The sequence below is a fragment of the Streptomyces sp. CWNU-52B genome (assembly GCF_047444975.1).
Lineage (GTDB): Bacteria > Actinomycetota > Actinomycetes > Streptomycetales > Streptomycetaceae > Streptomyces.
In genome coordinates this window covers 100,303-113,888 of the sequence record NZ_JBLFJV010000005.1, presented here as the reverse complement: position 1 = coordinate 113,888, position 13,586 = coordinate 100,303, and the positions used below count along the sequence as shown (strand labels likewise).

Here is a 13,586-nt window from a genome sequence, read left to right as displayed (position 1 = left end):
GCCGGTGGTCACCGGTGCTCGGCGGTCACCACGTGCGGGTGAGGGTCGCGAACCGCGACGCGGTGTAAAGCTCCCCCACCGCCCGCGGTTCGAACCGTGCCGCCTCCTCGCCTCCTTCCGGTGTCAGTCCTCCAACGAAGAAGACCTGCTGAGCGGTTCCGGCGGCGGGCTCACGAGGCTCACGGGACCTGCTCCGGAGTGACGACCTCGGTGATGCCCCGTGCGGTGAGATGCGCCGCGTCGCCGGCGCGGGAGGCGAGGACGGTGGCCGGGCGGGCACCGTCGGCGGTGAGCCGGAAGAACGCCTCGAACACCGGGCCGCCCGGCGCGCAGACCGAACGCCCTGCGGGGTCGTCGGGCACGACGAGCGCCGTGCTGCGGGTCTTGGGCGTGTACGTGTGCTCGCGGGCCGCGCGGGCCAGCGCCCGCGCGCTGTCCTTGGGGCGGCGACCGTTGGTCAACAGGCCCAGTCCGTATTCGAGTTCGGGGAAATCGGCGAGGTCGCGGGACACGTCGTGGGAGCACCACCAGGTGATGCCCCAGAGATCCGTGCAGTCCAGGGCGTTCGCGACGGTCGCCTCGGTGAAGGCGGCGGCGTGCTCGGCGGGGACCAGCGGCGCGGGGGCCCCGACCTCCTGGAGCCAGACCGGGCGCCCGGGGTCGTCGGCCCACGCCTTGCTGAGCTCGATCAGATAGGCGGCGTGGTGTTCGGTCGCGACACCGGTCCGGCCGTGCCGCTGGGCCGTGCCGTTGAAGACCCAGGAGTGCACGGCGGTGACGGCGCCGCGCCGGGCGGCCTGGGCCGGGGTGAACGGCATGTCGTCCTGGTACCAGGCCGCGTCGTACTCCGCGTGCAGGTGCAGCTTGCCGGGCGCGCCCTGCTCGCAGGCCGTGAGCATCCGCTCCAGCCAGGCGTCGACGAGCGCGGGTGCCGCCCGGTCGGGGTCCGGGTGGGGGCCGGCCGAGAACTGGTTGACCTCGTTGCCCACGGTCATGCCGAGGAAGTTGGGCCGCTCCGCGAGAGCGGCCGCGAGGGTCCGCAGGTACCGGGCCTGCCCCTCGACCACCTCGGGGTCGGTGAAGAGGTTCCGCCGGTGCCAGGTCTGCGTCCAGGCGGGAAGGAAGTCGAAGCTCGACAAGTGCCCTTGCAGGCCGTCCACGTTGACGTCGAGACCCCGCTCGGCGGCGGCGTCGACGAGGGAGACGAGCTGCTCCACGGCACGGGGGCGGACCAGTGAGCGGTTCGGCTGGAAGTAGGGCCAGATCGGGAAGACCCTGATGTGGTCGAGTCCGAGCGCGGCGATCGAGTCGAGATCGGCGCGCACCGAGTCGAGGTCGAAGTCGAGCCAGTGATGGAACCACCCTTCACTCGGGGTGTAGTTGACGCCGAAGCGGACGGCAGAGGTCATCCGGGAGTCCTAGTCCTGTTTCTGTGCTGCGTATGTGTGGGGGGATGCACGAACCACTACGACCGCCGCCAGGGGCGCGCGAACTGCGCGACCAGCCCCCGCCGGCCCGCACCCGACGACCGGCGGACGCCCGGGCACCACACGTGGTTCACGAGGCGCGCGCCCGATGACCGCGCGCCTCACCCCTTCACCGCGCCCTCGCCGACCCCGCGGAAGAAGTACCGCTGGAGGCAGGCGAAGAGCGCGATCAGCGGAGCCACCGCGATGATCGTGCCCGCGGCGACGAGCCGTTCGTCGTTGGCGAAGGTGCCGTGCAGATAGTTGAGGCCGATGGTCAGGGTGAATTTGTCGGGGTCGCTCAGCACGATGAGCGGCCACAGGAAGTCGTCCCAGGCCCCCATGAAGGCGAAGATCGCGACCACCGCGAGCGTGCCCTTCACCGACGGCAGCGCGATCCGCAGGAACCGCTGCCAGGTGTTCGCGCCGTCGACGAAGGCCGCCTCCTCGATCTCGTACGGGAGGTTGAGGAACGCGTTGCGCATCAGCAGGACGTTCAGCGCGCTGATGCAGCCGGGCAGGACCACCCCGACGAGGGTGTTGTTCAGGCCCAGCTCACGCATCGTCGTGAACTGGGCGATGATGATGCCCTCCACGGGCACGAGCATCGCGAGGATGAACACGAGCGTGGCCACCTTGCGGCCGCGGTAGCGCAGCCGGGCGAGCGCGTAGCCCGCGAGGGCCGCGCCGACGCAGTTGGTCACGACGTTGGTGGTGGCGACCTTCAGCGAGTTGAGGGCGTAGTCCCACACAGGGATGGTCTGGGCCACGCGGTCGTAGTTGTGCAGGGTCGGATCGCCCGGCAGGAACTTCGGCGGTGAGCTGAAGATGTCCTCGGTCGGACCCTTCAGGGACGTCGAGAGCTGCCACAGGAACGGTCCGACGGTCAGCGCCAGGACGGCCAGCAACAGCAGGTAGCGCAGGGCGAGTTCCCAGACCCGGATGTGCCGCCCGTGTTCGTCGGTGACCCGCCTGCCACGACGGCGTACCGGCGCGGCGGGCGGCGCCTCGGGGGCCTTCTCGGTGACACTCACGCGTCCTCCTTACGGTCGGCGCGCAGCACGAGCAGCATCAGCGCGACGGTGACGACGAAGACGACGACGGAGATGGCGGAGGCGTAGCCGACCCGGCCGGTCAGCCCGGTGCCGGTGCGCTGGACGAGCATCACGAGGGTGGTGTCCTCGCCGGCGGGGCCGCCGTTCGGCCCCGCCATCAGATACACCTCGGAGAACACCTTGAACGCGGCGACCGAGGAGAGTGCGCCGACGAGCACCATCGTGGAGCGGACGGCCGGCACGGTGACCGTGAGGAAGCGGCGGATCGCGCCCGCGCCGTCCACCGCCGCGGCCTCGTGCAGCTCGCGCGGCACGTTGGCGAGCGCGGCCAGGTAAATGATCATGTAGTAGCCGAGGCCCTTCCAGACCGTGACGGCCATGGCGCTCAGCAGGAGCAGCCATTGGTCGCTCAGGAAGCCGACCCTGCCGACCCCGACCGCCTCCAGCAGCGCGTTCACCAGGCCGCGTTCGTCGAGCAGCCACACCCAGATGAGGCCCACCACCACGATGGAGGCGACGACCGGGGTGTAGAAGGCCGACCGGAAGAAGGCGATGCCGGGGATGTTCTTCTGGACCAGGAGCGCCAGCAGCAGGGGCAGCAGGACGAGCGCGGGGACCACCCCGAGGACGTACAGCGTGCTGTTGCGCAGGCCGATCCAGAACATCTCGTCGTGCAGCAGCTCCCGGAAGTTGGCCAGTCCCACGAACTCGCCGGGGATCAGGGTCCGGCGGTCGGTGAAGGAGTTGACCACGGTCGAGACGAACGGGTAGAGGATGAAGACGCCGACGACCAGCAGTCCGGGGGCCGCGAACAGCCACGGACTGGCGGGCAGTTGGCGCCGCACCCGCACGGAAGCGCTGGAGACTCCGGAAGCACTGGAAACGCTGGAGGAACCACTGGCCATGCCGGTCAGCCCTGCTGCTGGAGCAGGCGGTCGCACGCCTTGACGGCGTTGTCGAGCGCTTCCTCGGGGCTCACCTTGCCCTGCAGCGCCTTGGCGACGGAGTTGCGCAGCTCGGTCTTCATCTGCTCGCTGAACAGCACCGGAGTGTAGTTGGCGGCGTTCTTCAGGGACTTGGCGGCGGCGACCCGTACCCGGGTCTCGTCTGTGCCGTCCTCCTCGGTGAAGTACGGGTCGTCGAGCGAACCGGCGGTGCTCGGGAAGATCGCGACCTTCTTGGCGAACGACATCTGGTTCTGCGCGTCGGTGACGAAGTGCGCGAAGGCGACCGCGGCGGGCTTCTTCTTGGTCTGGGCGTTCACCATCACGCCCATGACGTACATGTTGACCTTGCCGGTGCTGGTGATCTGGTCGGTGATGCCGATGTTCTTGTAGAGGTTCGGCGCCTGCTTCTTGAAGTTGCCGAGGTCCAGGGCGCTGCCCGGGTTCATGGCGACGGCCCCGGTGAGGAACTTCTTGCCGGAGGACTCCGGGGTCGCGGTGAGCGCCTGCGGGTCGAGGGCCTTGGCGTCGTACAACTCCTTGTACTTGGTGAGGAGTTGTACGCCCTTGGCGTCGTTGAAGGCGAAGGCGGTGCCTTCCTTGTTCATCAGCTCGACGCCGTAGCGGCCGAAGTCCTCGATGGTGGGCACGTTGGCCAGGGTCGCGACCTTGCCGTCGCTCTTGTCCGCCAGCTCCAGGGCGTCGGCGAAGAGTTCGTCGTACGTCTTCGGCGGCTTCGAGGCGTCCAGGCCCGCGTCCTCGAACAGCGACTTGTTGTAGAACAGCGGGCCGGTGTTCAGATACCAGGGGAAGGCGTACGTGCCGTCCATGCCCGGTATCTGATGGCCGGCCCACGCGTCCGGCAGGTACTCCTTCTCGTACTTCCCGGCGGCCTTGTCGAGGTCCAGCGCGAGGCCCGCCTTGGCGAGCGGGGCGACGAGGTCGGGCGAGACGTTCACGACGTCGGGCAGGGTGCCGCCGGCCGCGTCCGCGCTGATCTTGTCGGCGTAGCCCTCGGCGGGCTGGTCGATCCACTTCACCCGGGTGCCGGGGTACTTCTTCTCGAAGTCGGCGACCAGGCCCTCGAAGTACGGCTTGAAGTTCGCCCTCAGGTTCCAGGTCTGGAAGGTGATGTCTCCCTCGACCTTGCCGGAGGCGTCCGTGGAACCGCTGTCGTCACCCCCGGAGCCGCAGGCGCTGAGCGGCAGTACCAGGGCGACGACAGCGGCGGCGAGTGCTCTGCGAGGCATGCGCACGGTGACCGGGCTCCTTTGCGACAGGGTGGACCAGGGGTGACGGGCAGACCTTGCATCCAACGCGTCCGCGAAGTCAATGGATTCCGCGTAGCTAAATTCATTAGTTCGCCATCATCCCAGTTCAGAGCGGCATGGATCATCTCTTGCGACGGATCACTAATGCGCTTTAGGGTGGTTCAACTCAAGCGCATTAGTACGCATCGCCTCAGCGGTGGATCAGCTGAGGCTAATCGTCCGGGCAAGGAAAAGGGGAGCAAGGGTGCCAGCCAAGCGGTCTCCCGCACGCCGGCCGACGATGAAGGACATCGCGCAGCGTGCCGGGGTCTCCGAGAGCGCGGTCTCGTTCGCGCTCAACGACCGGCCCGGGGTCTCCGAGATCACCCGGGACCGGGTGCGCCGGGTGGCCGAGCAGTTGGGCTGGCGGCCCAGCACGGCGGCGCGCCAGCTGTCCGGCGAGGGCACGGCGACGGTCGGTCTCGTCCTGGCCAGGCCCGCGGACACGCTCGGTGTGGACTCGTTCTTCCTGCAGCTCGTCTCGGGCATCCAGGAGGTTCTGGCGGAGCGTCATCTCGGTCTGCTCTTCCAGGTGGTCGAGGACGTCGACGACGAGTGCGCGGTGTACCGGCGCTGGTGGGCGGAGCACCGCGTGGACGGGGTACTGGCCGTCGACCCCCGCACCGACGACCCGCGCCCCGGCCTGCTCGACGAACTGGGGCTGCCCGCGGTGGTCATCGGCGGGGCACCGGACGCCCGGCACCCCGGTCTTTCCACGGTCTGGGCGGACGACGCGGGCGCGATGGCGTCCGTCGTGGGGCGGCTGCACGAGCTGGGCCACCGGCGGATCGTGCACATCGCGGGACTGCCCGGCCTCGCGCACACCGAGCGGCGGATCCGTACGCTGCGCGCCGAGGCCGGCCGGCGCGGGCTCGCGGAGGTGCGCTCGGTGACCACGGACTACTCCGACGCCCAGGGCGCGGCGGTCACCCGCCATGTCCTGGAGGGCGGTGTGCTGGACGGCGGTGCGCCGCCGACCGCGCTGGTCTACGACAACGACGTGATGGCCGTCGCCGGAGTCGCCGCCGCGACGGAGCTGGGCTTCTCGGTGCCGGGCGACGTGTCGGTCGTCGCCTGGGAGGACTCGGCGCTGTGCCGCATGGTCAAACCGTGGCTGTCGGCGCTGTCCCGCGACACGGTGGAGTTCGGGCGCACGGCGGCGCAGGAGCTGACGTCACTGCTGGACGGTGGGGCGGCGCGGGCGGTGGAGGTGCCTGTGCCTCGGCTGATCGAGCGAGAGAGCACGGGGCCCTGCGGGGCGGGGCCCTGCGGGGCTTGGGCCGGGAGGGGGTGGGGGGTGCCGGTGGGGTGCGGGCGGCCCCTGCGGGGCGTGCGTGGTGCGGTGGCTGCGGGTGTGTGGGGGCTGGGCGCGCCGTTCCCCGCGCCCCTCAAGGGCGCGCCCCTCGCCCCGTCAGGGGTGGGAGCGGTGCAGTTCGAACTTGGACAGGTGGGGTGGTCGGCGGGTGCTCGTCACCCGTACCCGCCAGTGCCTTGCCCGTACGGGTGTCGGGAGCAGCAGGATGCGGCTCGCGCCCAGTGTGCCCGCCTCGGTGACGCGCTTCCAGGCTCCGTCGACGTGGGCCTCGACCACGGCGCTCTCGACCTGCTGGCCGTGCCGGATGTCCTCGGCCAGCCGGACGCGGTCCACCTCGTGGGGGCGGCCGAGGTCCACGGTGACCGTTCCCGGCGCGGTCGTCACGCGTGCCCCGCGTGCCAGGTCCCCCGGCAGCTCCCGGTCGATCCGTTCGCGGAACTCCCGCAGGCGGGTGACGTCGGCGGCCGCGAGGAGGCCCTGGTCGTCCGGCGGCACGTTCAGGAGCAGGACCGCGTTGCGGCCCACCGAGCCGAAGTAGATGTCGGTCAACTGCTGGACCGACTTCGGCTGTTGGTCGGCGTGGTGGAACCAGCCGTCGCGGATCGACACGTCGGCCTCGGCCGGCCACCACTGGAGGAAGTCGGCCACCGGCCGCGCGGCGACCAGGGCGTCCCGGCCGCCCATGTCGGGCGCGTCGTAGGAGAGCGCGAAGTCCGTGCGCCCGTTGTCCTTCTCCTGGACGGGGACGACGCTCCACTCGTTCTCCCTGGCCAGGCCGCCCTCGTTGCCGACCCAGCGCACATCGGGTCCCGACACGGCGACCGTGGCGTCCGGCGCGAGGGTCCGGATCAGCGTGTACCAGCTGTCCCAGTCGTACGTCTCGACCTTGTCCGGCGGGATGCGGCCCTGCGCGCCGTCGAACCAGACCTCGTCCACGGGCCCGTACTCGGTGAGGACCTCGTAGAGCTGGTCGAGCATATGGGTGCCGTAGTCGGTGGCCGGGAGGGTGAAGGTGGGCCCTTCCGGGCGGTCGTCCCCCGGGACCGGGGTGGGGACGGTCCGCTGGGAGCGGGCGCTGCCGTTGGCGTACACGCCGTGCAGGTACTGGTTCTCGTCGGCCGGTGAGATGTAGACACCCACCTTGAGTCCGTGACTACGCATCGAGTCGGCGAACGAGCGCAGGACGTCGCCCCGGCCGCCCTGCCAACTGCTCGACCTCACCGAGTGGTCGGTGTAGCGGGACGGGTAGAGCACGAAGCCGTCATGGTGCTTGACGGTGAGGATGGCCAGCTTGAAGCCGCCGTCGCGCAGGGCGCGGGCCCACTGGTCGGTGTCGAGTCCGACCGGCTGGAAGACATCGGGGTCCTCGTCCCCCGTGCCCCATTCGAGGCCGGTGAAGGTGTTCACGCCGAAGTGCAGGAAGGCGGTCCGTTCGAGGGCCTGCCAGGCGATCTGCCGCTCGGTGGGCCGGACTCGGGAGGCCTTGCGGACCAGCTCGTCCGCGGTGTCGTCGGGGCTGACGGGAATCCGGTACCACGCGTCGTCGGCGGCGCGAGCGGCGCCGGTGGCGGCGCGGGCGGGCGCTGCGGACGTGAGGGCGAGGGACGTACCGCCGGACGCCGCGACAGCGGCGGCGGCCGTGACGAAGAGACGTCGGGAGACTGCCATACGGGTCGGACTCCTCAAGTCAGGGGCGGGGGTGGCTCTGCTGATCGACGGGGCTTCCGGTCACGGGGTGGTCACCTGCCAGGCCGTCGGGCGCCGCTGGTCCGGCGGGTACTGCGCGAGCCGTCCGTCGTCGGTCACGTGTACGGCCATCTGTGTGATCGCGTTGACGAGCCGGTAGCCGCCCGGTGCGGGCAGCAACTGCCAGCGCTGCAAGGTGTTCGCGGCGTCGCAGGTCTGCTCGGACACCTCGATGCCGGGCTGGAGCGGCACGTTGAGGGTGAGCTTGCCGCCGCGTACGTCGAGGCAGCCGTCCGCGGTCCGCAGGGTCGCGTAGCCGTCCGGGGTCCGCTCGACCTCGGCCGTGACCGCCCTGGCCCCCGCGCGGAAGGTGTACGTGCCGTTCGCGACCGGTACGCGGGTGAGGTCCCGCCGGCCGGGCGCGTGGCCCACGGCCGCCGCGCGAGCGGTGAACCGGGCGTACGTGGCGTCCGGGTGAGGACTGCCCCAGGTGGCCTGGGCGAGGTGGCGCAGGGCCGGGCCGGTGTCCTCGGCGACCTCGTTCTCGGTCTCACCGCGGCCGTTGTCGGGCCAGAGGCTGATCTTCGCTCCGGTGATCCCCTCGCGCGAGGCCAGCTTCTCGCCCTCGAAACTGCGCGGGTCCCAACTCTGGTCGTACAGACTCGCGGTGTCCGAGTGGAAGCCGCCGCGCACGAGGTAGAGGGAGTAGGCCGCGTTCATCAACGGATAGCCCTGAGCGCGGAGTTCGCTCGGCTTCGTCGCCACGTTCAGCCAGTGCTCGACCGTGGTCCCGGCCGTGACGGGCACGGTGTTGGCGCCGGTGAGACCGTCGTTCCAGATCCGCAGCTTCTTGCCGATGCCCGCCGCGTGGGCGTCGACGCGGTTGACGAAGTCGATGAACGCGTCCTGCGGGGTGGCGTCCGCGCCGTACTTCGCCCTGGCGTACTCCAGGACCTGCGGGTACTTGGCGAAGTCGGAGCCGAGCATGTACTCGTCGGCACCCATGTGCCAGGAGTCGGCCGTGAACACCTGCGCGTACTCGTCCATCAGGCCCGTGTAGTAGGCGAGGGCCTCGGGGCGTGTGATGTCGAGCCGGGAGGGCTGCTTGTCGCCGTCGGAGTCGGTGAGCTGGAGATCCGGCCGGTTCTCGATCCAGGGGTCCATGTGTCCGGGGGAGTTGATCTCCGGGACGATCGTGACGTGGTACTTCTCGCCGAGTGCGACGAGGCGGCGTATCTCGTCCTTCGTGTAGTAGCCCCACGTGTTGGCCTCGGGGTGCTCGTCGCTCCGCACCTTCAGTTCGAGCAGCAGCTGGTTGAGCTTGTGGTACGCCATGTCGCGTACGAGGTTCTCCAGCCAGGCCGTGGTGATGTGGACGTAGCAGGCGCAGACGCCGACGCCGCGTTCCTCGTACCGGGGCACGTCGACGGTGCGTCCCGCGGGCAGGCGGTCGCCCTGCGCCAGGAGTTGGAGGACGGTCCGGGTGCCGTGGAAGGCGCCCGTCTCGGTGGCACCCGTCACCGACAGGCGCTTGCCCGCGCGGAGTTCGTACCCCTCCTCGCCCAGCTTCTTCCCGAGTCGCCTCGTCAGTTGCCGCCCCTGCGCGGTGCCGGACGGCTCGATGCCGACAACGATGTCTCCCGTGCGCGCTCCCCCGCCCACGACCGGAACGGTGCCGTGTCCCGCCGCGCGGAGGTCGTCGGCGAGGGTGGCCGCGACGCGGCGCTCCGCCGTGCTGTCCGCGACGATGCGGGTGCCGCGCCCGTACGTGTACTCGCCGGTCTCCGGCGTCCAGTCGGTCAGGGCGGGAACGGTGACAGGGGGCGCCGGTTCGGCCGCCGCGGCCGCTCCGGCGGGCCCGGTCGGCTCGGCCGCGCCTGCGAGCGGGACAGGAGCCGCGAGCAGCAGGAGCGCCGTCACGGCACCGACCAGCCGGGACCGTCCGGGATGCGCACTCTTGACGTCCGTACTCACGGGCACCTCCTATTCATCGGAGGTGTGATGATCGAGCGGGCTTCAGGGCATGTCAATGGGGTGCGGAGTGGGTCGAGTTGAGGCAGTGGTCGGATGACCTGCCGCTCCGCGCCCACAGCCGGACGGACCTGGCGCCAAAAGTCCAAGAGGAGCGCAGTGAATGTCCAAGCGGTGGGCCGGTCGCGCGGTTCCCGTCGCCCCCGAAAGACGCGGCCGCCTTCAGGGGACCCGGCCGGTCAGAGCGCGCGGTGCATGACGTGCAGGCCGACTCTGCCGTGGGCCGGGTGGTCGAACGCGTCGGGGATGGTGCCCACGATCGTGAAGCCGAGCGATGTCCACAGCTTCACGGCGGGGTTGGTCTCCACGACCGCGTTGAAGACCATCGCCCGGTAGCCGTCGGCCACGGCCGCTCGCAGGACGTGCTCGGCGAGGGCCCTGCCGACGCCCCGGCCCGTGCGGTCCGGGTCGACCATGAACCCGGCGTTGGCGACACCGGCCGCCGGGCCGCCGTAATTGGCGGTGAGGTAGGCGGAGCCGACGACGGCACCCGGGGTGTCCTCGGCGACGAACACACGCTTTCCCGGTGCCGTCCAGAGGGCGCGGGCGTCCTCCTCGGAGGTGTCCGGGTCCCAGGTGTAGGTCTCGGCCGCAGCGACGACGCGGTGCCAGAAAGGCCAGATCCGTGACCAGTCGTCGGCCACGGCTTCTCTGATCGACATGGACATGAACAGAAGTCTGGCACGTCCATGCCGGTCAGCGGATCACGCAAGGGGTCCGGCGAAGGCCGGGCGGGTTCCTCAGGTACTTCAGGTACTTCAGATACCTCGGGTTCCCCGATGGACCCGGCGGTCAGTCCACGCTGGGCAGGATGTGGGGTTCGGCGAGGTCGTCCTCGTAGCCCGCCAGGCGGATGGGGGCCGACCTGGCCCACACGTCGAGGCTGCCGAGCTTCTCCGCCCGGTCCGTATGCTCCGTACGTTCCTCGGGGGCCTGCTCGAGATTCGTCTTCTCCGGTGTCACCGCGCACTCCTTATGTGTCGGATCACCCTCGGGACGTACCGGACCACTCTGTCGGTGGCCGCTCGACGTCCGCTCGGGTCTGGGTAAAGGCACTACGGACGCGGTGGCGCCGGTCAACTCACAGGAGAGCAGGCCGTGGTGACTGGCTTGTCCCGGGACGGACCATGGGTGTGGGTGGAACCCGATGAGCTGTCCGTCGCGTACAGGGTACCCAAATGAGCGGGCCGCCGCTCGATGGGGCCGAAAACACGGTGTAACCATCTGAAGTCGTCCGGTGTCCGTTCGGCCGCCCCTTCGGCGTGTTTGACTCGGTTGTCCACAGGCGGGGATCCACCCGTCCGGCCCTGTGCCAACATGATCGAAGCCCGACTTTCCACGTGAAGGAGCCCGCCATGGCCACCCAGCAGGTACGCGGTGTCATCGCCCCCGGCAAGAACGAGCCGGTGCAGATCCGGACCATCCTCATCCCGGACCCGGGGCCCGGCGAAGCCGTGGTGAAGGTGCAGGCCTGCGGGGTCTGCCACACCGACCTGCACTACAAGCAGGGCGGCATCAGCGACGACTACCCGTTCCTGCTCGGCCACGAGGCCGCGGGCGTCGTCGAGTCGGTCGGTGAGGGCGTCACCGACGTGGCCCCCGGCGACTTCGTCGTGCTGAACTGGCGCGCGGTGTGCGGCCAGTGCCGGGCCTGTCTGCGCGGCCGCCCCTGGTACTGCTTCGACACGCACAACGCGAAGCAGAAGATGACCCTGGAGGACGGCACCGAGCTCTCCCCCGCCCTGGGCATCGGCGCCTTCGCCGAGAAGACCCTCGTCGCGGCCGGCCAGTGCACCAAGGTCGACCCGTCCGTGTCCCCGGCGGTCGCGGGCCTGCTCGGCTGCGGCGTGATGGCCGGCATCGGCGCCGCCATCAACACCGGTGGCGTGGGCCGCGGCGACTCGGTGGCCGTCATCGGCTGCGGCGGCGTGGGCGACGCGGCGGTCGCCGGGGCGAGCCTCGCGGGCGCGGCGAAGATCATCGCGGTCGACATCGACGACCGGAAGCTGGAGAAGGCCCGCACGATGGGCGCCACCCACACCGTCAACTCCAAGGAGACGGACCCGGTCGAGGCCATCCGCGAGCTGACCGGCGGCTTCGGAGCCGACGTCGTCATCGAGGCGGTCGGCCGCCCGGAGACGTACAAGCAGGCCTTCTACGCCCGCGACCTGGCGGGCACGGTGGTCCTGGTGGGCGTCCCCACCCCGGAGATGAAGCTCGAACTGCCCCTCCTCGACGTCTTCGGCCGCGGCGGCAGCCTCAAGTCGTCGTGGTACGGCGACTGCCTGCCCTCACGCGACTTCCCCATGCTGATCGACCTCCACCAGCAGGGCCGGCTGGACCTGGCGGCGTTCGTGACGGAGACCATCGCGCTCGACGAGGTGGAGCAGGCCTTCGACCGTATGCACGAGGGTGACGTGCTGCGTTCGGTGGTGGAGCTGTGACCGCCGCCCGGATCGAGCACCTGGTCACGTCGGGCACGTTCAGCCTGGACGGCGGGACCTGGGACGTCGACAACAACGTATGGATCGTGGGCGACGACACCGAGGCCGTGGTGATCGACGCGGCGCACGACGCCGACGCCATCGCCGAGGCGATCGGCGACCGCACGCTGCGCGCCATCGTCTGCACCCACGCGCACAACGACCACATCGACGCGGCCCCGGAGCTGGCGGCGCGCACCGGCGCACCGATCCTGCTCCACCCGGACGATCTCCCGCTCTGGAAGCAGACGCATCCGGACCGGCTGCCGGACGGTGAACTGTCCGACGGCGAGCGGCTCACGGTGGCGGGCGTGGAGCTGACCGTCCTGCACACTCCCGGTCACGCGCCGGGGGCCGTGTGCCTGTACGCCCCGGAGCTGGCCACCGTCTTCACCGGCGACACCCTCTTCCAGGGCGGGCCGGGCGCGACGGGCCGGTCGTTCTCCCACTTCCCGACGATGGTCGAGTCGATCAGCAGCCGGCTCCTCGGCCTGCCCGCCGAGACGGTGGTCCGCACGGGCCACGGCGACTCGACGACGGTCGGCGCCGAGGCCCCGAACCTCCAGGAGTGGATCGACCGGGGGCACTGAGACGAGACGGGCATGCCGGGTCCCGGGACCGGGACCGCCCCGGGGCCGGGCATGCCACGGTGCGCAGTTCAGTTCCTGTTGGTCCGATCGAAATCTGGTCATGATCTGCTGGCGCGAGACGACGGCCTTTCTCGCCCGCAGGGAGGACTGGCGCATGGAGCTGCGCAGAGTCGAAGAGCTGATGGATCTGCTGCACGCCTGCCGAGGGGCCCGGGGCACCGCCTGCCTCCGCGGCGCCCCGCTCGATCTGCACGAGCACGCGCTGCAGAGCGCCGCGCTGCTGCGCCGAAGTCGCCCTGCGGACAAGGAACTCCAGGTGGCGGGGCTGGTGCATGTCGCCGGGCAGCTGTTGCGGCCGGGCGACCCCGCCCGGCACGCCGACCACGCGGCGCGTGCGGTCCGGCCGTTGCTCGGCGAGCGGGTCGCCCGCCTCATACGCCTCCAGGACCTCCCCGAGGAGGCCCGGGTGCGCGAGTCGGCCCTGGCCGACCCGGTCATGGACGACGTGCTGCTCCTGAGCCAGGCCGACGAGTCCGCCAGGACCGCGGGCCTGGACGCCGGGGTGCTGGAGGACTGGCGCACGGTGCTGGAGCTGGTCTCGGCCCGGCACGCACGGCTCGGCGCCGTCGACTGACCGCCCGGCCCCCACCGACGCGCGGTCGCTCACGGCGCCCGAACGCGCCGACCCCGTCGACCCCGCCGAAGT

The 13,586-nt window shown here is 70.6% G+C and carries 11 protein-coding genes and 1 pseudogene; 4 read left to right on the top strand and 8 right to left on the bottom strand.

Annotation, left to right across the window (positions count from 1 at the left end; all coding sequences use genetic code 11):
- Positions 1–179 precede the first annotated feature (179 nt).
- From ACLVWQ_RS03340 to ACLVWQ_RS03325, 4 genes are all read right to left on the bottom strand, one after another.
- On the bottom strand, positions 180–1,409 hold the full coding sequence (locus tag ACLVWQ_RS03340) for a glycoside hydrolase 5 family protein (RefSeq protein WP_414106600.1): 1,230 nt from the start codon (positions 1,407–1,409) through the stop codon (positions 180–182).
- A 179-nt stretch (positions 1,410–1,588) separates the two neighbouring features.
- Complete coding sequence (locus ACLVWQ_RS03335; RefSeq protein ID WP_414106599.1) at positions 1,589–2,500, bottom strand: carbohydrate ABC transporter permease; 912 nt, start codon at positions 2,498–2,500, stop codon at positions 1,589–1,591.
- Positions 2,497–3,426, bottom strand: a complete 930-nt coding sequence (locus tag ACLVWQ_RS03330; RefSeq protein ID WP_414106597.1) for a carbohydrate ABC transporter permease — start codon at positions 3,424–3,426, stop codon at positions 2,497–2,499. Before ACLVWQ_RS03330 ends, ACLVWQ_RS03335 begins: the two co-directional genes overlap by 4 nt.
- A gap of 5 nt (positions 3,427–3,431) precedes the next feature.
- Positions 3,432–4,715 carry an ABC transporter substrate-binding protein gene (locus tag ACLVWQ_RS03325; protein WP_414106596.1) on the bottom strand — a complete coding sequence of 428 codons (1,284 nt, stop codon included), beginning with the start codon at positions 4,713–4,715 and terminating at the stop codon, positions 3,432–3,434.
- A gap of 265 nt (positions 4,716–4,980) precedes the next feature.
- Here ACLVWQ_RS03325 and ACLVWQ_RS03320 point away from each other — a divergent pair.
- A pseudogene (locus tag ACLVWQ_RS03320) lies at positions 4,981–6,024 on the top strand (LacI family DNA-binding transcriptional regulator); the annotation flags it as partial.
- Between the two features lie 162 nt (positions 6,025–6,186).
- On the opposite strand, the gene ACLVWQ_RS03315 reads toward ACLVWQ_RS03320, so the two are convergent.
- From ACLVWQ_RS03315 to ACLVWQ_RS03300, 4 genes are all read right to left on the bottom strand, one after another.
- A complete protein-coding gene (locus tag ACLVWQ_RS03315) occupies positions 6,187–7,758 on the bottom strand; it encodes an alpha-L-fucosidase (RefSeq protein WP_414106595.1) in 1,572 nt (523 codons plus the stop codon).
- Between the two features lie 60 nt (positions 7,759–7,818).
- Positions 7,819–9,750 carry a family 20 glycosylhydrolase gene (locus ACLVWQ_RS03310; RefSeq protein WP_414106594.1) on the bottom strand — a complete coding sequence of 644 codons (1,932 nt, stop codon included), beginning with the start codon at positions 9,748–9,750 and terminating at the stop codon, positions 7,819–7,821.
- Positions 9,751–9,986: 236 nt separating this feature from the next.
- Positions 9,987–10,469: an N-acetyltransferase family protein gene (locus ACLVWQ_RS03305; protein ID WP_414107374.1), complete on the bottom strand. Its 483-nt coding sequence runs from the start codon at positions 10,467–10,469 to the stop codon at positions 9,987–9,989.
- Between the two features lie 130 nt (positions 10,470–10,599).
- On the bottom strand, positions 10,600–10,770 hold the full coding sequence (locus ACLVWQ_RS03300; protein ID WP_414106593.1) for a hypothetical protein: 171 nt from the start codon (positions 10,768–10,770) through the stop codon (positions 10,600–10,602).
- 392 nt (positions 10,771–11,162) lie between these two features.
- Here ACLVWQ_RS03300 and ACLVWQ_RS03295 point away from each other — a divergent pair, with 392 nt between their 5' ends.
- From ACLVWQ_RS03295 to ACLVWQ_RS03285, 3 genes are all read left to right on the top strand, one after another.
- Positions 11,163–12,251, top strand: coding sequence for an S-(hydroxymethyl)mycothiol dehydrogenase (locus ACLVWQ_RS03295; protein ID WP_414106592.1), 1,089 nt, complete (start codon positions 11,163–11,165; stop codon positions 12,249–12,251).
- On the top strand, positions 12,248–12,880 hold the full coding sequence (locus ACLVWQ_RS03290) for an MBL fold metallo-hydrolase (RefSeq protein ID WP_414106591.1): 633 nt from the start codon (positions 12,248–12,250) through the stop codon (positions 12,878–12,880). The genes ACLVWQ_RS03295 and ACLVWQ_RS03290 overlap by 4 nt, the downstream gene beginning before the upstream one ends.
- A gap of 154 nt (positions 12,881–13,034) precedes the next feature.
- Positions 13,035–13,514, top strand: coding sequence for a hypothetical protein (locus ACLVWQ_RS03285; RefSeq protein ID WP_414107373.1), 480 nt, complete (start codon positions 13,035–13,037; stop codon positions 13,512–13,514).
- The last annotated feature ends 72 nt before the right edge of the window (positions 13,515–13,586 follow it).